This window comes from Pseudomonas sp., assembly GCF_036387035.1.
Taxonomy (GTDB): Bacteria; Pseudomonadota; Gammaproteobacteria; order Pseudomonadales; family Pseudomonadaceae; genus Aquipseudomonas.
Genome location: NZ_DASVUM010000199.1, coordinates 1 through 23,024 on the forward strand (window position 1 = coordinate 1; position 23,024 = coordinate 23,024).

The 23,024-nt window shown below is 61.1% G+C and carries 14 protein-coding genes; 6 read left to right on the forward strand and 8 right to left on the reverse strand.

Going from position 1 to position 23,024, the window contains the following annotated elements:
• On the forward strand, positions 1 to 297 hold a 297-nt coding region (locus tag VF672_RS19105), incomplete at its 5' end, for a hypothetical protein (RefSeq protein WP_331106110.1).
• Here the strand turns inward: VF672_RS19105 and selO are convergent.
• From selO to putA, 5 genes are all read right to left on the reverse strand, one after another.
• Positions 281 to 1,744: a protein adenylyltransferase SelO gene (gene selO, locus VF672_RS19110; RefSeq protein ID WP_331106111.1), complete on the reverse strand. Its 1,464-nt coding sequence runs from the start codon at positions 1,742 to 1,744 to the stop codon at positions 281 to 283. The genes VF672_RS19105 and selO overlap by 17 nt on opposite strands.
• Positions 1,745 to 1,792: 48 nt before the next feature.
• Complete coding sequence (gene mscK, locus VF672_RS19115; protein WP_331106112.1) at positions 1,793 to 5,161, reverse strand: mechanosensitive channel MscK; 3,369 nt, start codon at positions 5,159 to 5,161, stop codon at positions 1,793 to 1,795.
• 36 nt (positions 5,162 to 5,197) lie between these two features.
• Complete coding sequence (locus VF672_RS19120) at positions 5,198 to 6,940, reverse strand: potassium/proton antiporter (RefSeq protein WP_331106113.1); 1,743 nt, start codon at positions 6,938 to 6,940, stop codon at positions 5,198 to 5,200.
• A gap of 588 nt (positions 6,941 to 7,528) precedes the next feature.
• Complete coding sequence (locus VF672_RS19125; RefSeq protein ID WP_331106114.1) at positions 7,529 to 9,331, reverse strand: acyl-CoA dehydrogenase; 1,803 nt, start codon at positions 9,329 to 9,331, stop codon at positions 7,529 to 7,531.
• 224 nt (positions 9,332 to 9,555) lie between these two features.
• Positions 9,556 to 13,509, reverse strand: coding sequence for a trifunctional transcriptional regulator/proline dehydrogenase/L-glutamate gamma-semialdehyde dehydrogenase (gene putA / locus VF672_RS19130; RefSeq protein WP_331106115.1), 3,954 nt, complete (start codon positions 13,507 to 13,509; stop codon positions 9,556 to 9,558).
• Positions 13,510 to 13,940: 431 nt separating this feature from the next.
• On the opposite strand from putA, the gene putP reads away from it, so the two are divergent.
• Positions 13,941 to 15,425 carry a sodium/proline symporter PutP gene (gene putP, locus VF672_RS19135; RefSeq protein WP_331106116.1) on the forward strand — a complete coding sequence of 495 codons (1,485 nt, stop codon included), beginning with the start codon at positions 13,941 to 13,943 and terminating at the stop codon, positions 15,423 to 15,425.
• A 63-nt stretch (positions 15,426 to 15,488) separates the two neighbouring features.
• Here putP and VF672_RS19140 read toward each other — a convergent pair whose 3' ends face one another.
• Positions 15,489 to 16,154, reverse strand: a complete 666-nt coding sequence (locus VF672_RS19140; RefSeq protein ID WP_331106117.1) for a polysaccharide lyase family 7 protein — start codon at positions 16,152 to 16,154, stop codon at positions 15,489 to 15,491.
• Between the two features lie 315 nt (positions 16,155 to 16,469).
• Here VF672_RS19140 and VF672_RS19145 point away from each other — a divergent pair, with 315 nt between their 5' ends.
• From VF672_RS19145 to VF672_RS19155, 3 genes are read left to right on the forward strand one after another with little or no spacing between them, the layout of a single operon-like run.
• Positions 16,470 to 18,611 carry a putative bifunctional diguanylate cyclase/phosphodiesterase gene (locus VF672_RS19145; protein WP_331106122.1) on the forward strand — a complete coding sequence of 714 codons (2,142 nt, stop codon included), beginning with the start codon at positions 16,470 to 16,472 and terminating at the stop codon, positions 18,609 to 18,611.
• 38 nt (positions 18,612 to 18,649) lie between these two features.
• Complete coding sequence (locus tag VF672_RS19150; protein ID WP_331106118.1) at positions 18,650 to 19,168, forward strand: M48 family metallopeptidase; 519 nt, start codon at positions 18,650 to 18,652, stop codon at positions 19,166 to 19,168.
• A gap of 31 nt (positions 19,169 to 19,199) precedes the next feature.
• Positions 19,200 to 19,496, forward strand: coding sequence for a winged helix-turn-helix domain-containing protein (locus VF672_RS19155; RefSeq protein ID WP_331106119.1), 297 nt, complete (start codon positions 19,200 to 19,202; stop codon positions 19,494 to 19,496).
• Positions 19,497 to 19,504: 8 nt separating this feature from the next.
• On the opposite strand, the gene VF672_RS19160 is transcribed toward VF672_RS19155, so the two are convergent.
• Positions 19,505 to 19,963, reverse strand: coding sequence for a GNAT family N-acetyltransferase (locus VF672_RS19160; protein ID WP_331106123.1), 459 nt, complete (start codon positions 19,961 to 19,963; stop codon positions 19,505 to 19,507).
• 204 nt (positions 19,964 to 20,167) lie between these two features.
• On the opposite strand from VF672_RS19160, the gene VF672_RS19165 reads away from it, so the two are divergent.
• Positions 20,168 to 20,905 carry a substrate-binding periplasmic protein gene (locus VF672_RS19165; protein ID WP_331106120.1) on the forward strand — a complete coding sequence of 246 codons (738 nt, stop codon included), beginning with the start codon at positions 20,168 to 20,170 and terminating at the stop codon, positions 20,903 to 20,905.
• On the opposite strand, the gene yccS is transcribed toward VF672_RS19165, so the two are convergent.
• On the reverse strand, positions 20,886 to 23,024 hold a 2,139-nt coding region (yccS, locus tag VF672_RS19170; protein WP_331106121.1), incomplete at its 5' end, for a YccS family putative transporter. The genes VF672_RS19165 and yccS overlap by 20 nt on opposite strands.

The window sequence follows — 23,024 nt, forward strand, 5'->3', positions numbered from 1 at the left end:
CCTGTCTTCATGAGAGAGGTCTTGGACTACTACAAAGCGCTGCCAATGATCGAAAAAGTCCAGGACCGATATCCCTGGAATTACGAAGCTGAAATGGAAGCGAAAATCGCAGAGGAACTCGCGCGGCCGGCAGGGGGCGAGCACAAACCTCCAGGCCACGTACTCAACCTCTACGACATGCTCGCAGCCATGACTGATCCGTCAAACAAGCATCCAACGCGCGGGGATTCGACATTCCCCAATGCGGTGGAGAGCTCACCTGACCTCGACTCACCACCACTCACGACGAACAACTGATCTCCAGATGCTTGCCCCAATCCGGCGGACGTTGTGCATAACTTTCCATTCCGGGCTGTTCATCGAACGGTGTGCAGAGCACGCGATGCAGGCGGCGGACTTCACTGTCGTCGCCCTGCTCGGCCGCTTCAATGGCGCGTTGGGCCAGGTAGTTGCGCAGGATGTACAGCGGATTGACCGCGTGCATGCGAGTGCGGCGCTCTTCTTGACTGGATTCGGGTTCGCGGGCGATGCGGGCTTTGTAGGCCTCGGCCCAGGCGTCGAAGCCGAGCATGTCGACGAAGTCGTCGCGCAGTTTGCCCACCGCGACATCGGCGGACTCTTCGCCCAGGTGGCGGAAAAACAGGGTGTAGTCAACGCCGCTGTTCTGCATCAGCTGCAGCAAGCGCGCGACAAGGTCCGCGTCATCCTCTTCAGCCGTCGTCAGGCCCAGACGTCGACGCATCAGGTCCAGGTAATGCGCCTGATACAGCGGAAGGAAGAGTTCCAGCGCCTCGCGCAACGCCTCGACGCTGACGAACGGCGTCAGCGCCTGCGCAAGCGCGCTGAGGTTCCATTGGCCAATGGGCACCTGGTTGCTGAAGGAATAACGGCCTTCGTGATCGGAATGGTTGCAGATGAAATGCTGGTCGAAATCATCCAGAAACGCGAACGGACCGAAGTCGAAGGTGATGCCGAGAATCGACATGTTGTCGGTGTTCATCACGCCGTGGCAAAAGCCATACGCCTGCCATTTCGCGATCAGTTCGGCCTGACGCTCGACGATCACACGAAACATCGCCAGGTGCGGTTCGGGCTGCTCCAGGCACTCGGGGTAGTGCAGCGACAGCACGTGGTCGGTCAGTTGCTTCAGTTGCTCCGGCTGCTTGGTGTAGAAGAAGTACTCAAGGCTGCCGAAGCGCACGTGGCTTTGCGCCAGACGCAGCACCATCGCCGCTCGCTCCTGGGTTTCGCGCCACACCGGCGTACTGGAGCCGATCACGCACGCCGCGCGGCTGGTCGGGATGCCCAGGGCGTGCAACGCTTCAGAAGCCAGAAACTCACGGATCGACGAGCGCAACACCGCGCGACCGTCGCCCATGCGCGAATACGGCGTTTGTCCGGCGCCCTTCAGGTGCAGGTCCCAGTGTTCGCCAGCGTCGTTATGCACCTCGCCAAGCAGCAAGCCGCGGCCATCACCCAGACGCGGGTTGTACGAACCGAATTGATGCCCGGAGTAGACCATGGCGCGCGGATCGGCCTCGGCCCACAGTTTGTGGCCGCTGAAGAGTTCGGCAAACAATGGTTGTTGCGCCTGAGCCAGGTCCAGATCAAGCAACGCGAGGGCCGCTTCGCTGGCAACCACCAGCCTCGGATCGGCGATGGGCTCGGGCAGCACGGAGGTTGAAAACGCGTCGCCCAGACGGGCAAAGCGGTTATCGAAGGTCAACTCGTCGAGGGCTTTCAAGGGATGCCTCCAGCAGAATGTCCGATTATTCTGCTGGGTTTTTCGAGGTCAGTCGAGCCTCACTTCAGGCGGCTCGGGTGCATCTTTAGGCGCAGCGGGCACAGGCGAAGCGGGCGAAATGGCTTTCTGCTCGGCCTCGATGGGCACCATTTTGTACTCCTGTCCCTGCATGTTCTTGAGGTAAACCTCCATCTGCCGGAACGAGATATTGATGTGCTGCTTTTTGAATTCCTTGTTGATGAAGCGGTTGATCTCGTCAAGCACCGGGTTGCGGTCGCCCAGGTCGCGCACGTGCATGCGCAGCTCGTGATCGAGTGTGCTTTCACCAAAGTTGAGGAAGTACACGATTGGTTCGGGCTCTTTCAGCACCCGCGGGTTCTCGCGCGCAGCCTTGAGCAACAGGTTACGCACCAGGTCCAGGTCAGAGCCGTAGTCCACGCCCAGTTTCAGGGTCACGCGGGTGATGGTATCGGTCAGCGACCAGTTGATCAGTTGCCCGGTGATGAACGTCTTGTTCGGGACGATGATGTCCTTGCGGTCGAAGTCGGTGATGGTGGTCGCGCGGATGCGGATCTTGCTGACCGTGCCCGACAGGTTGCCGATGGTGATGGTGTCGCCGATGCGTACCGGGCGCTCGAAGAGGATCATGATCCCGGAGATGAAGTTGGCGAAGATTTCCTGCATGCCGAAACCCAGGCCGACCGACAGCGCAGCCACCAGCCATTGCAGCTTGTCCCAGCTCACACCAAGCGCCGACAGTGTCGACACAAAACCGACGCCGGCGATGGTGTACGACAGCAACGTCGTGGTCGCGTACGAACTGCCTTGCTTGAGGTTGAGCTTGGACAGTACCAGCACTTCCAGCAGCCCTGGCAGGTTACCCGCCAGCACGAAGGTGATGCCGATGATCACTAGCGCGCCAATGAGGTCGCCGAGGCTGATGGGCACCATGCTGACGTTGGCGCCGGTGCCGCTGGTGTACTCGTACAGCGTGATGTTATCGAGGTACGAGAACACCGAAATCAGGTCGGCCCAGACAAAGTAGAGCGCGCCAATGAACCCGGCGATCAGTGCCAGGCGAATCAGACGCAACGACTGCTGGTTGACCTGTTCGATGTCCAGCGTGGGCTCTTCGATCAGCGTTTCGCCTTCGCCGGCCTCTTTCGCGGCCTGCCGCTTGCTCAGCGCACGCTGGTACGCCAGACGGCGCGCGGCCACGCTCAGGCCGCGCACGAAAGCGGCTTCGATGACCAGCCACAGCATCAGCAGATACAGCGTGTCGATCAGCCGGTCGCTCAGCTTCAGCGCGGTGTAGTAATAGCCAAAACACACGGCGATGAACAGCGCGACGGGAAGGGCGGTGAAAGCCAGGCCCACTGCGCGGCGGAACAGCGACGCGCTTTGGTGGGTCGGGCTGGTAAGCAGCAAGCGCGCGAGCATCCACGTCATCAAGGCGTAACACGTCAGTACGACGCCGATGCCAATGACATCATCGGCCAGTGCCGAGGGCTCATGCTCGGCCACCGCGACCACCGTCACCAGCGCCAGCACCACCAGGCCCAGGCGGCGGATCCAGCCGCGCAGGAACTCCACCTGCGGTTTTTCCCAGCGGAAGTGCAACTGCGCCACGCCGCCCGGCGCGAGAATCCGGTAAGCGGTGTAGAACACCAGCCAGGCCAGCGCGACCTGCAGCAGTGCCGAACCGAGATTGATGTTCTGCCCGCGTGCGTCGATCTGCAGCGCGAACGCGCACACCGCAAGGGTGAGCGACAGTGGCATCGCCAGCAGCACGTTGATGAAAATGGCCAGCGGCGTCTGCCACTGCCGATCACGCTTGAAGTGGCCGATGTCAGCGTGCAGACGATTGAGCTTGTCGTACAGCGCCTTGCGTTTCCACATCAGCGCGCCGATGACCAGAAACAGTGGCAGGAAGATCAGCGGACGTTGGGTCAATCCGTCGTAGAGCTCGCTCAGGCTGGACGTCCATGGGAGCGTGGTGACCTGTTTGACGAGTCGCGGCTGGATGCGCTCGAACCACTCCAGGTCCAGCGGCTTGTTGCTGGGAATCCAGAACATCTGCTCGTCAAGGGTTTCTCGCAGGCTGATCGCCGTGCTGACCAGCTGTTTCTGGTTGAGCTGCAAGGTGATGGATTCATTGAGCAGCGCACTGAGCTCGCGATTCAGCCGCTCCAGCAGGTCGCTGCGGGTGGTGGCCAGGTCGAGCAGGGTCTTGCGCAGGGCAGGGGTGACGTCTTCCGGCTTCTGCGTCGCCAGCAGCGTGTCGACGTAGGTGCTCGGGCTGCTCATCTGTTCGCGCTGCTGGTTGACCTCGAACTGATACAGGCGGATGTCGGCGATTTCATCGGCCAGTCCGCTGTCCAGCTTGAGCTTGGGTAATGACTGCTTCTGTTTGTAGAGGATTTTCGACAGCAGCAAACTGCCGCTCAGCACATTGATCTGCTCATCCAGCGCCTGATCGGTTTGCGTCAGGGCATCCAGCTGCGTTTTAGTCTTGAGGTTCTGCTGGGTCAGCTCGTTTAGGCGGTCGGTGCCGCGCAGCAGGTAGTCCGAGAGCTTAAGGTTGGCGGCGCTTTCGCTCGCCAGCAGGCTGCTGCCGCCGGCTTTCTGCGCTTCGAGGGACAGCTGCGTCACGGTTTCCTGAGACTGGGCGCGACGCTTCTCATTGATCAACGTCTGCAGGTCCTGGATCTCCTGATCCTGACGATTGACCTTTTCCGTCAGCAGGTCGCGCTGACTGCCGCCAAGGTCCTGGAGCTGGCTGTTGCCGGCGAGCTCCTGGCGACGCAGTGCAATCAGCGCATTCAGTGAGGCTTGTTCGGCATTCAACGCATTGCGCTGGTCGGCATTGATCGTCTTGCCGCCGTCCTTGCCGGACTTGAGGATGCCGTTGATAGCCTGAATGCGCGTCTGGCTGGTGCTGATTTCAGCCTGGGCCCGCTCGGGCCGGGTCTGGGCGGTGATGGTCAGGCTATTGGCGTCGTTGAGGGCTTTCTGCAAGTCAGCCTGTTGGGCGCTGCGCTGACTCAGGATTTGCTCAAGCTGCGGCACGTCAAGGTTGGCGTAGCGCTGAGCGACAGGGACGACCTTGCTCGCTTTGAGCTTGGTCAGCTCACGCTGGTTTTCGGTGGTCTGCCTAGGCGCATCAGTGAGTTGTTTTTTCAGGTCTTCCAGCTTCTGCTGGTTGTCCTTCTGGCTGGACAGGAACGTCAGGGTCTGTTCCAGCACCTGCTGCAGGGCTTTCTGGTCGTCAGGGGTGAGCTTGCGGTCAGCTATCTTGTCCAGGCTACGCTGGACGGTCTCGCTGGACAGGGGCGGTGTGTCGGCGGCAAACGCCGGCACGGACGACAGGCAAAGCCCAAGCAGGGCCGAGGCAAAAAGGTTACGCAGCGTGAACATAGACACCGGGTCGAGCGAGCAGAAGTGGAGGGCAGTCTAAAGGAACAGCCCGAGGCCCGGGCGGCTTCCTTCGGGGAATCTGACGCCCACTTTCAGGATCTTGTTCCCGTCCATGACGGCGACAGTCCAAATAGTTCCATTCCATTCGACCTGGTCGCCGACAATGGGCGCGCCGCGATTCTTCTGGATGATGAACTGGCTCAACGGCATGCCCGGATCCAGCCCATCGAGTTTCAAACCGTAAAGTGCCGCGACAGCCCCCAGCTCAGCGTCTCCTTCAAGTACGAAGTCACCAAAGAAGCGCAGGTCCAGGCCGCGTTGCGGCGCCTGGCTGAACAGCTTGCCGAGGGCGGGAAGGTCATGCTCGTGGCCAATGACGCAAAGCAGATCACCGACTTCAAGCACCGTACTACCCGACGGATGGAGCAGTTGCTGACCCCTGAACAAGGCTGCAATACGTGTGCCTTCAGGCATTTTCAGCTCGCGCAATGCGGCACCGATACACCATTTTTCGGCGCCAAGGCGGTACACGAACAGCTCCCACTCGCTGGTGACATGCACCTCCAGCGCCGCGCGGGAAATCGGCGCCGGATCAGGCGGTACGGTCACTTTCAGCCATTTGGCCACCCACGGCAGGCTGGTCCCCTGCACCAGCAGCGACACCAGCACGATGAAGAACGCGAGGTTGAAATACAGCTGCGCATGGGGCAGGCCGGCCATCAGCGGGAACACCGCCAGAATGATAGGTACTGCGCCGCGCAATCCGACCCAGGCGATAAAGGCTTTTTCGCGGCCGTGGAAGACGCGGAAAGGCAGCAGGCCAGCCAACACCGACAATGGCCGCGCCACCAGAATCATCCATAGCGCCAGGCCCAGCGCGGGCAACGCAATGGGCAGCAGGTCATGGGGCGTGACCAGCAGACCCAATACCAGGAACATGCCGATCTGCGCCAGCCAGGCCATGCCATCGAGCATGTGCAGGATGCCGTGACGGCTGCGAATGGGCTTGTTGCCCAGTACCAGGCCGCACAGGTATACCGCGAGGAAGCCGCTGCCGTGGATGGCGTTGGTCAACGCAAAAACCACCAGACCGCCGGCAACCACCAGAATGGGGTAAAGGCCGTTGGCCAGGTTTATCCGGTTGACCAGCTGCAGCATGATCCAGCCGCCGCCCAGGCCGATGATGCCGCCGATGCCGAATTCCTGAACCAGATGGCCCAAAAGGCTCCAGTGCAGGCCGGTCTGGCCGCTGGACAGCATGTCGATCAACGTGACCGTGAGAAACACCGCCATGGGGTCGTTGCTGCCGGATTCGATCTCCAGGCTGGCGGTCACCCGTTCGTTCAAGCCCTTGCCGCCCAGCAGAGAGAACACCGCCGCGGCATCGGTAGATCCGACGATGGCGCCGATCAGCAAGCCCTGGATGATGTTCAGGTCGAACAACCAGGCAGCGACCATGCCGGTCAGCCCCGTAGTGATCAGCACGCCGACGGTGGCCAGCGACAGCGCCGGCCAGAGTGCGACCCGGAAACTCGCCACCCGCGTGCGCAGGCCGCCGTCGAGGAGGATCACCGCCAGCGCCAGGTTACCGACCAGATAGGCCGTCGGGTAGTTGTCGAAAATGATGCCGCCGCCGTCGACGCCGGCGACCATGCCGACCGCGAGGATGATCACCAGGATCGGAATGCCAAGGCGGGAGGACAGCGAACTGACCAGGATACTTGCACCCACCAGCAACGCGCCGATCAGGAACAGGCTGTTGATGGTCGTGGCATCCAAGGGCGGTACTCCAGAAACGAATTCGAAAAAGCGAGAGCACGAACTGACCATGCAGTCGGCGTGCCAAGGGATTTAACCCGTTGAATTGGTTGGCTGTCAAAGCGTAATTCTTGATCCGTATGGAAGGGGCGGTTAACGCGCGCACGGATTTACCGCTCCTTCCTGGCCAGCCGGATGGTTGTGAAGCAATAGTTATCCATGACCTCCCTTGGTGTGCGTCAGCGGAGTATCAGCCTTCGCCCAATGACAGAATGTCGGGTGATGAAAAGTATAAAGATAAAGAATTGGTCGACTACGCGGGTCCGGGCAGCTAGCGGCGGGGGGCGCTCGCTGGCAAAACAGCGGCTGGAGTCGTTGGCGGAAGGAGAGCGATGGCGACCCCGAAGTGAGAGGTCCGCGGGAATCTCGGGACGAAAACGGGTGGGCGATTGAGCCGACGCGCGAGGGAAACGCCGCCGGGTGGAAGCTGAACCCCAAATTACGGTTCGAGTATTCCCTGGCGCCGAAAACTCATGGAAAGCGCCGGGGGCGTGACGTGTCCCCTTAGCCGGTCTAGCCGTTGACGATTTCGGTCTCGATGTGGGGCGCTTAAAACCATTCATCCTGCATCGACAGACACGCATCATCACGCCGTTCCAGGATCGCCAGTTCGTGATGGCAGCCCGGTACTTCCCACGTCAGGAAGTACCGGGCTGCATGCAGCTTGCCGCTGTAAAAACCAGCGTCTGTTTCGTTGGCGCCTTCCAAGCCTTCCTGTGCACGGATCGCCTGTTCCAGCCAGCGCCAGCCGATGACGGTATGGCCGAAGGCTTTGAGGTACAGCGCCGAATTGGCAAGCGTGGTGTTCACCTGGCCTTGAGCCAGATCTGTCAGCAATCCAAGGGTGACCGCTTGCAAGCGTGCGACCAGTTGTTCAAGTGGCTCGCGCAGCGCGCTGAGTGACTCGTGGGCCCGCGCTTGTTCGCACGTTGCAGCGATCAGCCTGACCAGTTGCTTGAGGCCGGCGCCGCCGTTCTGAGCCAGCTTGCGACCGAGCAGGTCGAGGGACTGAATACCGTGGGTACCCTCGTGGATCGGGTTCAGCCGGTTATCCCGATAATACTGCTCCACCGGGTAGTCGCGGGTGTAACCATGCCCACCCAGGATCTGAATCGCCAGCTCGTTGGCTTTCAGGCAAAACTCCGAAGGCCACGATTTGACAATGGGCGTCAGCAGGTCGAGCAGTTCATGCGCCTGTTTTCGCACGTCCTCGCTTTCGCCTGTTTGCGTGTCGTCGAACAGGCGAGCGGCATACAGGCCCAGGTCGAACGAGCCTTCGACGTAGGCTTTCTGGGCCAGCAACATGCGTTTGACGTCGGCGTGCTGAATGATCGAAACCGGCGCGCCGCCCGGTGACTTGCTGTCAGGCAGTCGGCCTTGCGGGCGCTCACGGGCGTAGTCCAGGGAGTACAGATAACCGGCGTAGCCCAGCATGACCGCGCCCATGCCCACACCAATGCGTGCCTCGTTCATCATCTGGAACATGCAGCTGAGTCCCTGATGCGGCTTGCCCACGAGGTAGCCCACGCACTGGCCGCTGTCGCCGAAATTCAGCGCGGTGGACGTGGTTCCGCGCCAGCCCATCTTGTGAAACAGGCCGGCGAGAATGACGTCGTTGCGCTCACCTAGGCTGCCGTCATCGTTGACCAGAAACTTCGGAACGATGAACAGGGAGATGCCTTTCACCCCCGGTGGCGCGTCGGGCAGCTTGGCAAGGACCAGATGGACGATGTTTTCGGAGAGCGGGTGATCACCACCGGAAATAAAAATCTTGTTGCCGCGCACGCGGTAGCTGCCGTCTGCGACGGGCTCGGCGCGGGTGCGGATGTCCGACAGCGACGAGCCGGCGTGGGGTTCGGTCAAGGCCATGGTGCCGAAGAAACGGCCTTCGATCATCGGTTGCAGAAAGCGCTGTTTTTGCTCATCAGTACCGAAGTTCTCGATGAGATTGGCTGCACCCATGGTCAGGAACGGATAGGAGGCGGTCGCAGCGTTTGCCGACTGGAAGTGGGCAAAGCAGGCCTGAGACAGCAGGGTTGGCAGCTGCATGCCGCCCGCTTCGAAGTCCCGCGCGGCGTTGAGGAAACCGGCTTCCAGAAAGGCGTCCACGGCGGGCTTCACTTCCGGAATCAGAACCGCTGCGCCGTTCTCGAAGCGCGGTTCGTTCTCGTCATTTTTGCGATTGTGGGGCGCGAAATATTTCTCGGCGATGCTGCGCGCCGTGTTGATCGCTGCGTCAAATGTTTCCCGGCTGTGCTCGGCAAAACGCTCGCGCCGGGTCAGCGCCTCAGCGTCCAGCACCTCATACAGCTCGAACGCCAGATTGCGGGAACTGAGCAGCGTCTCGGACATGGCGGCGTACCTTTGTTGGGAATGCCGTCGAGTCTAGGGGCGAGGAGAAGGGGTGAACAGGAAGATTGATGCGCGTGATGGGACGATCAAACGGGGGTTGAACGCAGGCTCGATAGCCGGCACAACCCCGTTGGTCCGACGCTGAGTTGTCGCGAAGCGAACTTAGCCCTTGCAGGAGCGACCGGGTGGGCGCTCCTGCACAAGACCGTTTCTCCAGTCGGTTGTTACCCGATCGTCATGAGGCTCGCATTGCCGCCGGCTGCCGCTGTGTTGACGCTCAGCGCACGCTCGATCACCAGACGCTCCAGCGCAATGTTGGTCTCGCCTTTGGACAAACCGTGCACACCGATGATGGCGCCGCTGCGTTGAGCGACCTGTTCGCAGACAGCGCGCAACTGATCGGAATCGCCGTGATGGAGCACGGCGTCAAGGGCGACCTCGTCCTTGTTCCAGTCGGCGACCAGCCGGATGCGTGACTGCACGTCCTTCGGCAAGCGTTGACGCAGTGACTTGCCCGGTTCACCGTCCGGCACGATCGCCGTGCTGCCGACCGCCAGCACGGCGGCCAGTTGCGCCAGCAGGTCCGTCTCGTCCTCGGCCAGGCACAGCACGTGCTCGCGCGGCAGGATGCTGTAGCTGTTGCGCTCGCCGGTCGGGCCCATGAGCGTGCGGGTTACGCCGCTTTGGGACTGCTCGGCGAACTGGCCGCACAGCACCTCCAGATCGCTGAGTTGTTGGCTGCCCGCCCAGGCTTTGAGCGCCATCAGCGGCTTGAGCATTGTCTCTTGCATGCGTGTGTCCGGTGCCTGTTGCGCATCGCGGGCGGCGAAGGATTTCTGCACGGCATCGGCGGGACGCGTCGACAGCAACCGATAGAGATACAGAGGCCCACCGGCTTTCGGACCGGTGCCCGACAAACCTTCGCCACCGAACGGCTGCACACCCACGACCGCGCCGACGATGTTGCGGTTGACGTACATGTTGCCCGCGTTGACGTTGTCGATCACCTTGGCGATGGTCTCGTCGATGCGCGTGTGTACCCCCAGCGTCAGGCCGTAGCCGGACGCATTGATCTGCGCAATCAGCTGATCCAGCTCTCGGCGCTTGTAGCGGACGACGTGCAGGACCGGGCCGAAGATTTCGCGTTGCAGTTCGTCGAAGCTGTCCAGCTCGATCAGCGTCGGCATGACGTAGGTGCCGCGTTTGATTTCGTCGCTGTCGGCAATAGCGACCTGATACACAGTGCGGCCTTTGTCGCGCATGGCCTGGATGTGTTTCTCGATCCCGGCCTTGGCTTGCTGATCGATCACCGGGCCGATGTCCACCGACAGCCGCTCCGGATTACCGAGGCGGCTTTCAGCCATCGCGCCCTTGAGCATCTCGATGACGCGATCAGCGGAATCTTCCTGCAGGCACAGCACGCGCAGTGCGGAGCAGCGCTGACCGGCGCTGTCGAACGCCGACGACACCACGTCGATGACCACCTGTTCGGTGAGTGCGGAGGAGTCGACGATCATCGCGTTCTGGCCACCGGTTTCAGCGATCAGCGGGATTGGCCGGCCCTGGGCATCGAGACGGCCGGCGACGTTGCGTTGCAGCAAACGGGCGACTTCCGTGGAGCCGGTAAACATGACGCCTTTGACGCGATCATCGCCGACCAGCCGCGCGCCGACGGTTTCACCGCGGCCCGGCAGCAGTTGCACCACGCCCTCGGGAATACCGGCTTCGAGCAAGATACGTACGGCCTGCGCGGCAATCAGCGGGGTCTGTTCCGCAGGTTTCGCGAGCACCGGGTTGCCGGCCGCCAGGGCTGCAGCCACTTGGCCGCTGAAGATGGCCAGCGGGAAGTTCCAGGGGCTGATGCACACCACAGGGCCCAGTGGGCGGTGAGCATCATTGCTGAAATCATTGCGTGCCTGCACCGCGTAATAACGCAAGAAGTCCACGGCTTCGCGTACTTCGGCGATGGCGTTGGTGTACGTCTTGCCGGCTTCGCGAGCCAGCAGGCCCATCAACGGTTGTATTTCGGCTTCCATCAGGTCCGCCGCGCGCTCGAGGATCGCCGCGCGTTCGGCCGGCGGTGTCGCCTGCCAGATCGGCCCGGCGCTGAGGGCGCTGAGCAAGGCGTTGTCGACGTCCTCCAGGCTCGCTTCCTGTACGTGACCGACAACGTCACGCAGATCCGACGGGTTCAGGACCGGCGTTTCGGCACCGGCGCTGACCGGGCTGCCAAGCATCGGGCCGGCTCTCCAGTCGTTGTGCGCCGTGGCGAGCAGGGCCGAAGACAGCGATGCCAGACGATGTTCGTTGGCTAGGTCGATGCCGGCCGAGTTGGCGCGCTCGCTGCCATACAGGTCGCGCGGCAGCGGAATGCGCGGATGCGGCAGGCCGAAACCGCCTTCTTGGGTGGCCATGCGCTCGATGCTGGACACTGGGTCGGCAACGAGTTCCTGGATCGAAATCGACTGGTCGGCAATGCGGTTGACGAAGGACGTGTTGGCGCCGTTTTCCAGCAAGCGACGAACGAGGTACGCCAGCAGCGTTTCATGGGTGCCGACCGGAGCGTACACGCGGCACGGTCGATTAAGCTTACCGTCGGCGACTTTGCCTACGACCTGCTCATACAAAGGCTCGCCCATGCCGTGAAGGCACTGGAACTCGTACTGGCCGGGGTAATAGTTCTGACCGGCGATGTGGTAGATGGCCGACAGCGTGTGAGCGTTGTGGGTCGCGAACTGCGGGTAGATGACTTCCGGCACCGACAGCAGTTTGCGCGCACAGGCAATATAGGAAACGTCGGTGTAAACCTTGCGTGTGTAGACCGGATAGCCTTCGAGGCCTTCGACCTGGGCGCGTTTGATTTCGCTGTCCCAGTACGCGCCCTTCACCAGACGGATCATCAGGCGATGGCGACTGCGGCGGGCCAGGTCGATTACGTAGTCGATCACGTAAGGGCAGCGCTTCTGGTACGCCTGGATCACAAAACCGATGCCGTTCCAGCCGGTCAGTTGCGGCTCGAAGCACAGGCGTTCGAGCAGATCCAGCGACAGCTCCAGCCGGTCGGCCTCTTCGGCGTCGATGTTCAGGCCGATGTCGTATTGCTTGGCCAGCAAGGTCAGCGACAGCAGGCGCGGGTACAACTCATCCATCACGCGCTCGTATTGCGCACGGCTGTAACGCGGGTGCAGGGCGGACAACTTGATCGAGATGCCGGGGCCTTCGTAAATGCCCCGACCGTGGGAGGCTTTACCGATCGAGTGAATGGCCTGCTCGTAGGACGCCAGGTACTTCTGCGCGTCGTGCTCGGTCAGCGCCGCTTCGCCGAGCATGTCGTAGGAGTAACGGAAACCTTTCGCTTCAAACTTGCTGGCGTTGGCCAAGGCTTCGGCGATGGTCTCGCCGGTGACGAATTGCTCGCCCATCAGGCGCATGGCCATGTCCACGCCCTTGCGGATCATGGGTTCGCCGGACTTGCCGATGATGCGGCTCAGCGAGGAGGTCAGGCCGGCCTCGTTGTGGGTGCTCACCAGCTTGCCGGTCAACAGCAGGCCCCACGTGGCAGCGTTGACGAACAGCGAAGGGCTGTTGCCCAGATGCGGATGCCAGTTGCCGGTGCTGATCTTGTCGCGAATCAGCGCGTCGCGGGTGCCTTTGTCGGGAATGCGCAGCAGTGCTTCGGCCAGGCACATCAGCGCCACGCCTTCCTGCGATGAAAGGGAAAACTCCTGCAGCAGGCCCTGAACGATACCGGCGCGGCCACCGGCGCTTTTCTGGTTACGCAGTTTCTCGGCGATCGAAGCGGCAAGCTTGTGCGTGGCGTCGGCCATCGGGGCAGGCAGGCGCGCCTGCTCGATGAGCATGGGCACCACTTCCGGCTCGGGGCGACGGTAGGCGGAGGTGATCGCCGCGCGCAAGACCGACTGGGGAAGAATGCTTTCGGCGAATTCAAGAAACGCCTGATGACCAGCGTCGGCAGGCAGGTCGCCCTGGTCATCGGCGTCTTTGCCACCCTGCCCACTGAGTTCGTTGAGGGTTGCGCCGCCCTCGAGCTTCTCCAGGTAATTGAAAATCGCCTGCTTTATCAGCCAGTGGGGCGTCCGGTCAATGGACTGTGCAGCCGCTTTCAATCGCTCGCGGGTGGGGTCGTCAAGTTTGACACCGAGGGTGGTGGTCGCCATTTCTTATCCTCATGACAGCCACGGTCATGTGGCTTAGCTGCGGCAAGATTAGCTGTGCGATGAGTGAGGTGCAACCGGGTGCAACCGCTTTTTTCAAAGTGTTTCAAGACTGCCCCGTATTGAGTCGAATCTGTCATGCCTCGCCCGGTTCAGGTGCCCCCTTGCGGCAACGCCCTATTTCCCATGCGCCCGCAAATACAGCGCCCGGCAGCCATCGGTCTAAATTGTAAAAAAGCGCGGCGATGCTGGTTTTCGGGTTGCACCTGCTCTGGGATGTCCTCTAGGATGCGCCGCTTTGGTGCATTAAAGCGGTGTGCAGCGGCGAGACTCTTCGCCAGCCCGCAACATACGCGAGCGGACACTGCGAACCTGATGCCTCAGGACAACTTCGCTCTGCTCGCGCCTATAAAAACAACGCCGGAACCTAACCGATGAGTGTCAGCAACCCTACCTTGATCACCTTCGTGATCTACATTGCCGCGATGGTCCTCATAGGCCTCATGGCCTACCGTTCCACCAATAATCTTTCGGACTACATACTCGGCGGGCGTAGCCTTGGCAGTGTGGTCACTGCCCTCTCTGCGGGTGCCTCGGACATGAGCGGCTGGCTGCTCATGGGCCTGCCGGGCGCGATCTACATGTCCGGTCTGTCGGAGAGCTGGATCGCCATCGGCCTGATCATCGGCGCCTACCTCAACTGGCTGTTCGTCGCTGGCCGCCTGCGCGTGCAGACCGAGCACAACGGCGATGCGCTCACCCTGCCGGATTACTTTTCCAGCCGCTTTGAAGACAACAGCGGTCTGTTGCGGGTGATTTCAGCCATCGTGATTCTGGTGTTCTTCACGATCTACTGCGCATCCGGCATCGTCGCTGGCGCGCGGCTGTTTGAAAGCACCTTCGGTATGTCCTACGAAACCGCCTTGTGGGCGGGCGCTGCGGCAACGATTGCCTACACCTTCATCGGCGGCTTTCTGGCCGTCAGCTGGACAGACACGGTGCAAGCCACCTTGATGATCTTCGCGCTGATCCTTACGCCAATCATCGTGTTGCTGGCGACCGGTGGCATCGACACCACGTTCATGGCGATCGAAGCTCAGGACCCGAGCAACTTCGACATGCTCAAGAACACCACTTTCATCGGCGTCATCTCGCTGATGGGCTGGGGCCTGGGCTACTTTGGTCAGCCGCACATCCTGGCCCGCTTCATGGCCGCTGATTCGGTAAGATCGATCGCCAAGGCGCGTCGCATCTCCATGACCTGGATGATTCTCTGCCTGGCCGGCACCGTTGCCGTGGGCTTCTTCGGCATCGCTTACTTTTCCGCGCACCCGGAGGTGGCCGGGCCCGTGACAGAAAACCATGAGCGCGTGTTCATCGAACTGGCCAAGATCCTGTTCAACCCATGGATCGCGGGCGTTCTGCTGTCGGCCATTCTGGCGGCGGTCATGAGCACGCTGAGCTGCCAGTTGCTGGTGTGTTCAAGTGCGCTGACCGAAGACTTCTACAAAGCCTTCCTGCGTAAAAGCGCGTCCCAGAAAGAGCTGGTATGGGTCGGGCGGGCCATGGTTCTACTGGTGGCGCTGATCGCGATTGCTCTGGCCGCAAACCCGGAAAACCGCGTGCTGGGTCTGGTCAGTTACGCCTGGGCCGGCTTTGGCGCCGCGTTCGGTCCAGTCGTACTGATCTCGGTGGTCTGGAAAGGCATGACGCGCAACGGGGCGCTGGCGGGGATTCTGGTGGGTGCGATTACGGTCGTGGTGTGGAAGCACTTCGAGCTGCTGGGCCTGTACGAAATCATCCCTGGCTTCATCTTTGCCAGCATCGCGATCGTCGTCTTCAGCGCAGTCGGCAAAGGCCCGACGCCGGGCATGCTGAACCGCTTTGAAGCCGCAGAAAAAGAGTACAAGGCGGCGTAAGGGCTGCCTGTTCAAGAGCCCGAGCGACGCAAACGCTCGGGCTCCCTCATGGCCACATCCGCTTTAGTTGTGGTCGGCGTCCAGGTTGAAAAACATGGTCTTGCCACCTTCGCTGGTATAGCCGGTGTGGTCCTGTGTGTAGACCCCCGCCTTGAAGTACAGCTGTTGTTTGCTCCAATTTGCGCTGATCCGGTCGTTCCAGGCCATGCCGTGGGCGGTCACGCTGAGCAGCCCTGCTTTATTCAGGTGGATTACGTAGTTGAACGTCTCGTTGAGGCTCACGTTTTCTGCAACCGTGATCACGCGCGCTTTTTTGTCGTTGGGATGGTAACGGACCTTGGCCACGATGTTGCCCATGTGCGTCGCTTCCAGGTACTGGTATTCAACCTTCAGCAGCGGCTGGGTGCTGTCGTAGACGTGGATCTGCCCGATGACGACCCTGCCGGAGGACGGCACCTGCAGGACTTTGAGCTTGGCGTTCAGGAAATTGTCGGCGTCCTGGTAGTACCAGTTGTGAAGCGTGCCGTTGGACCAGGTCTCGCGTAATTCACTGCGCGGGTAAATTGCGTTGGCGGTCTTGCTTCCGGTGACTGGCGCCCAGAACGTGACGTTCGATGAGCCGGACTTGAAATACTTGCTGTCGTAACCTTTTAGCAGTTGCTGTGTTTCGATGGTAGCGGGGGGCGAGCCCACTGGAATGCTCAGATTCCATGTTCCCAAATCAATCATGTCTAGTCGTCCGGTATGTCTCATTGCCAGCAAAGTCGCGGGCGCAAGTGGTTGTGGGGCGCTTTTTATACGGTTCGCCGCTGCGTTTGTTAATGCGAATCCGTCGAACGGTTGACGTCAAAGTGCCGCTATTTTCGCTCCAGCGCAGGGTAACACTGACATTGAGCAACGTTACCGTTAGTCGGTTGGATGGCACTTTTTGGACGGCACTGCTATGGCCGCCTTCTTTTTTTTCCAATCAAAGCTAGAGTAATGGCCAGTCAGACCTTCAGCGGGGCGTGCCCCGGGCAGTAAAAGTGAATGATGAGTAACAGCATGGAATGCGTGCAGTCCCCGCCCTCAAGTGGCAAATCAGTCTTGTTGGTTGTTGATGATTACCCCGAAAATCTGGTCACCATGCGCGCTGTTCTGCAGCGACAGGACCGGGAAATCATCACAGCCGCCTCCGGCATGGAAGCGCTGGGTATCTTGCTGGACCGTGATGTCGATCTGGTGCTGCTCGATGTGCAGATGCCGGAAATGGATGGCTTCGAGGTCGCCCGCCTCATGCGTGGCAGCCTGCGAACGCGATTGACACCGATCATCTTCCTGACCGCCAACGAACAATCCCGCGACTCCGTGCACAGGGGCTACGCCAGCGGCGCAGTCGATTACCTGTTCAAGCCGTTCGACCCCAACATTCTCAGGCCCAAGGTTCAGGCGCTGCTGGAGCAGCAGCACAATCGACGTGCCCTGCAGAAGTTGAGCCGAGAGCTGGAGTCGGCGCGGGCATTCAATGCCTCGGTCCTGGCGAATGTGGCCGAAGGCATTCTTGTGGTCACGGAAGACGGCGTCATCAGCTTCGCGAATCCGGCCATCTGCCGCCTGCTGGGCATGACCGACGGCGAGCTGCGCGGCACTGGGCTGTGCACCTACTTGCACGAGCCCAGCGTGGCCGAGTGGGCCGATTCCGGCTTCTATCATCACTATCGCCGTGCGGACACTTATCGCGTACACGATGCCGTGCTGCGCACCCCCGAGGGGCGTCAGGTTCCGGTCGCGCTGTCGTGCGCGCCGCTGCCTGCGGAACAGCGCGCCATGGTGCTCAGCGTGCTCGACATGTCGGTGGTGCGTGACCTCTATCGTCAGCTCGAACAGCAGGCCGTGACCGATTCGCTCACTGGTCTGCTGAACCGACGCGGCTTCTATCAGACGGTCGAAGGCATGCTGCTGCGAAACGAGCATGCGGGCAAGTATCTGGTCGTGTTGTACCTGGACCTTGACGGCTTCAAGGAGGTCAATGACTCCCTGGGTCATGATGCCGGTGATCAGGTATTGCAGTGGGTGGGCGTGCAACTCAAAGACTGCCTGCGCCCCTACGATGTGCTCGCCCGCATGGGGGGCGACGAGTTTGTGGTGGTCATAGACGGCCTGGACTTTCCGGAACACGCGGCCAAGGTCGCTGAAAAACTGATCGAGCGGGTGTCCACGCGGCGTTTGGTGGATGGGGTCGAGGCGACGCTGGGCGCCAGTATCGGCATCGCGGTCTATCCGGACTGCGGCACCAATCTGGATGGCCTTCTGCGGGCGGCGGACATTGCGATGTACGAAGCCAAGCGGGCAGGGCGTCAGCAATACCGCTTCTTCGATCAGTACATGAACGGCCGCGCACGCTCGCGCCTGATGCTCGAAGAGAGCGTGCGCACGGCGATCGATGGCAAGGACTTCTCGATGGTCTATCAGCCTCAGGTCAACGTAATTACCGGGAAGACGCGGGGCTTCGAGGCGCTGCTGCGCTGGCACCATCCGGACGCGGGGGATGTGCCTTCAGGCGTGTTCATTCCGCTGCTGGAGGAGACGCGTCTGATCAACAAGCTCGGCGGCTGGATTTTCGAGCAGGGCGCAGCACAGCGCCAACGCTGGAGCGATGTGTTCCCGGACGATCTGGTAATGAGCGTCAGCGTTAGCCCTGCGCAATTCAGCCTGCCGAATCTGGCGGCCGAGCTGCAGCGCGCGATGCAGATGCACGGGCTGAAACCGCGTCAGCTGGAGGTGGAGATCACTGAGCCGTCGCTGGTTCACAATTTGGTGCACAGCCGCAAGCAACTGCAGAGCCTGCATGACATCGGCGTGCGCGTGTCGCTGGACGATTTCGGTGCAGGCGACAGCTCGCTGGCCCACTTGCGCAACCTCGACCTGGACACCCTCAAGCTTGATCGGCACTTCATTGGCGGCATGCTCGGATCGTCCAGGGATCTGGCGGTCGCGCGCAGCATTATTGACCTGTGTCGCATGCTCGATATCGAAGTGATTGCCGAGGGGGTCGAAACCTTTGAGCAGTATGAGTGGCTGGTCGACAACGGCTGCCAGATCATTCAGGGCTTTCTGATTGCTCATCCGATGCCGCCGCTTGAGGCCGAGCGCTTTGTCGAGCCGATTGCCCTGCCGGTCGCGTTACAGCTGCTCGGGCAGGACTGACGCGGTAGACTCGCGCTTTTCCGCGACTCGATTCGAACATGACTGTCACCACACCCACGCCGCTCAAATACCTGCAGGCCTATCCCCAGGGCCTGCAGGATCAGGTTCGGCAGTTGATCGCGCAGAACCGCCTTACCGATTATCTGCAGCAGCGCTATCCCGACCGACACGAGATCCAGAGCGACAAGGCGCTGTACGCCTACGCGCTGTCTCTCAAGCAGGAATACCTGCGCAACGCGCCAAACATCGACAAAGTGCTGTTCGACAACCGACTGGACCTGACCCATCGGGCGTTGGGCCTGCATACCACGGTGTCGCGGGTGCAGGGCGGCAAGCTCAAGGCCAAGAAGGAGATCCGCGTGGCGGCGTTATTCAAGGACGCCGCACCGCAGTTTCTGAAAATGATCGTGGTCCACGAGCTGGCGCACTTCAAGGAGTCGGACCACAACAAAGCGTTCTACCAACTGTGCGAACACATGCTGCCGGGCTATCACCAGGTGGAGTTTGACCTGCGCATCTACCTGACCTGGCGGGACATGCAGACGGCCTTGCGCTGATCAGGCGCTAACGCATTTCAAGGAAGTATCGATGGAAGTCAGCAAGACCAAGAGCAGTTTCTACCGTCGCTTGTATGTGGCGTATCTGATCGACAGTGGAACCGCCAGCAGCGTGCCGGCCCTGACCGACGTGACGGGCATGCCGCGCCGCACCGCGCAGGACACCATTGCGGCGCTGGCTGATCTGGACATCGTCTGCGAGTTCGAACAGCTCGATGGCGCCCGCAATCATGCCGGGGGTTACCGGATTCGTGACTGGGGCGCGATCAACCCGACATGGATCGAAGGCAATCTGGGCACCATCAAGCAGGTGCTGGGGTACCCCTGACGGCGTGCTTACTCCAGATCCCGACGCATGCTGATGTGGGGAATGCCGTCTTCGATGTACACCTCGCCTACCGGATTAAAGCCGTAGCGGCTGTAATAACCCTGCAAGTGCGCCTGGGCAGAAAGAAATATTGGCTGGTCCGGCCACTGAAGTTCCGCATGTTTCAGCGCCTGAACCATCATTTCATGGCCCATGCCTTTGTTGCGCACTGATTGTGCGGTCACGACGCGGCCAATGGTTACGTCGCCGTTCTGCTGAATCGGGTCCAGCAGGCGCAGGTAAGCGACCAACTGATCATCCTGCCAGGCCATGAGATGGCAGGTATCGCCCAGTAAATCCTGACCGTCGACGTCCAGGTACCAGCATTTCTGCTCCACCACGAACACCTGCGCCCTTAATTGCAGAATGGCGTACAGCTGCTCTTTGCCAAGGTCGGTATGGTGTTTGCAAATCCAGTTGATAGACATGACGCCGGCCTGCGAGAAGAAGTCGATGCCGGATACTAAACGCATATCGGCGCTGGCCCAAATGCGCAGTGAGCGGGCTCGGCAATGATTCAGTCAACGTTGCGTCATTTTGTTGAACTGCTGCACAAACATCACATTGTTATGAGTTGTGCAAAGCGCAAAATGAGTCTTCACTGAAGGCCAGTTGCCACAAGGAAGCTGAGCATGTCGCGTTTGCTGTGCGCCGCAGGGCTGTTGGGAATGCTGCTGATAACCCAAGGCGCGGCCGCACAGACGTTGCGCCTCGCCGGCGACGCATGGGCGCCTTATGCCGACGTGTCGTTGCTCCACGACGGGCTGTCCACTGACCTCATTCGCACGGCACTGGGCCGCGCCGGTTATGACACCGAATACGAGCAAGTTCCTTGGGCGCGGGCGATACACGGGCTGAGCGAGGGGCGCTATGACATCGTCATCAATGCCTGGTACAGCGAAGATCGCACGCGCATCGGGGTTTTCTCTGCACCGTATCTGATCAACCGCCTGCGTTTCCTGAAGCGCAAAGACTCCTCCATCGACTATCAAAGCCTGTCGCAGTTGCACGGCTATTCCATTGCAGTGGTGCGCGACTACGCCTACTCCCCCGAATTCGACGCCGATGCCGAGCTGAAAAAGGTGGCGGTCGCCAATTTCTCGACCGCGGCCAGGATGCTTGCTGCGGGGAGGGTTGAGCTAAGCGTGGAGGACGAATACGCGGCGCGTTTCGCTTTGAGTCGCGAGCCTGCCGAGGTGCGGAAAAACGTTGAGTTCCTGCCCAAGGCGCTTAGCGAGAACAGCCTGCACATATTGGTCAGCATCAAGCGGCCGGACCATCAGCAGATCGTGCTGGACTTCGACAAGGCCATCGCTGACATGAAAGCCGACGGCACGTACGACAAGCTCATCAAGCTGCACGGTCTGTGATCTGGGGCTCTTTGGCCGGCTCCTTGATCAAGTGCGCCGCCAGGGTGCGCAAGGGGCCCAACTGACGGCAGATCAACGCCAGCTGGGTTTGTACCAGGCGTTGGCCTTCGTCGATTTCTTCGGGCATCTGTTCCAGGCTCGTCGCCAGCGCTTCCTCGGCGTCGCTTTGCACCGCGACGGGTTCACGCAACGCCAGGCTTTGGGCTATTTCATCGATGCTCGCCGCGAGGCTGGCGCCGGCGCCTTCAATCAGCTGCTCGCGCACTTCCGGGGGGAGCGGGGTTTCCCGATGCGCGCCCAGGCCCGACAGGTAGCTGAGCAGGGTGTGTGACAGCACAAGAAAGCGGAAACCCACGTCGGCCTCTTTGCGGAAATGCCCCGGTTCCATGAGCATGTTGGCCAGTGTGGTGGACAGCGCAGCGTCCGCGTTATGGGCATTGCGCCGGGCCAGCCGATAGGCCAGATCATCGCTTTTGCCGTTCGCGTATTGCTGCATGATCTGACGCAAGTAGATGCTATTGCAGGACAGCGTATTGGCCAGCACCTTGTTGAGCCGGCGACCTTGCCAGTCCGGCAGGAACAGGAACACTGCCAGGCCCGCGATCAAGCTGCCCAGCAAGGTGTCCAGCAGGCGCGGCAGGAACACGCCGTAGCCGTCGCCGACCTGATTGAAGCAGAACAGAATCATCACCGTGATCGCCGCAGTCGACAGCGTGTAGCGCGTCGTCCGATTGACGAAGAACACCACGCCAGCCAGCACCGCGCACATCGACTGCAAAACCGGCGTGGTGATCAGATCGAAAAGAATCCAGCCCGCGGTCAGGCCGATGGCCGTGCCGATGATGCGCTGCCCAAGTTTGCGCCGCGTGGCGCCATAGCTCGGCTGACAGACAAAAACCGTGGTGAGGATGATCCAGTAGCCCTGCGACGGGTGAATCAGGTGAACCATGATGTAGCCGATGACCAGCGCCAACGGCAGGCGCAGGGCGTGGCGGAACAACAGCGAGGTCGGCGTCAGCTGCAGGCGCAGGCGCGTCCAGACGTCCTTGAGGTTGCGTGGCGAGCGGTCGAGCAGGCTGCTGTCGGTGGCGTCCGCCAGCGCGTCGGGGTTGCTCGCATCGCTGAGCAGCCGGTCGAGGGTGCCGAGGTTGTTGGCCAGCGCCCGCAACGAACGCAGCAAGCCGCGCCACGCGGGATTGCTCTGAATGCGCAGGTGCTCGAGGGAGGCGCGCAGGTCGTTCAGCGCATGGGCGAAGCTGTCGTCGTAGATGAATGGCTGGCGCAGCTGGATCGAGGCCGACAGGTCACGGCAGGCGCGACCTTGCTGGCGCAGCAGGCGCTGGCAGCGGAACAGTACGTCGCTGTGGAAGAACGCCTCGGCCAGCGAGTTGTAGGGGTAGTGCGACGAACTGGCGCGCTCGTGGATATCCTGGGCCAGGAAGTAGAGCTTCAGGTAACGGCTGACTTTCGAGCCCGGACGGCCACTGCCCACACGGTTGAGGATGATTTCCTTGGTGACGTTGAGCGCCGCGACGACCTTGCCGTTCTGCTTGGCAAGCTCCAGCCGCTTGGCTTCGATATCAAGGGTGCGAATCGGTTCGAACAGCTCTGATTTGAGCTTCAGGTACAAGCCCAGTTCGCGAAACAGTCGGGCCAGCGCCTGCTGCACCGGCTGATTGGAAAACAGCATCTGCCATAGTACTGACAGCAGGCCGTACCACGCCGCGCCCGCAACCAGCAGCATGGGTTCGTGCCAGAAATCGGTGACTTCGCCGCCACGCTGATCGACGCCGATCATCGTGTAGACCGACAGGATCAGCGTCGCGTAGGCAATGGCGCCATAGCGCTCGCCCAGCGCGCCGAGCATGGTCAGGCAGAACGCCGCAAAGGCGAAGGCGCAGATAAACACCACGGGGTAAGGAAACAACAGCTCCACGGACAACGCGGCAATGCTGAAACACACCAGCGTCACGGCCAACGCATTGAGGCGGCCTTGCCAGCTGTCGTCGGTTTCGGACAGGGCGCTGGCGATAATCCCGAGGAACAGCGGGATCAGTTGGGACATCTCGTTCTGGTACCAGCACAGCGCCATGCTGCCGGTCAGGGCGATGAACACCCG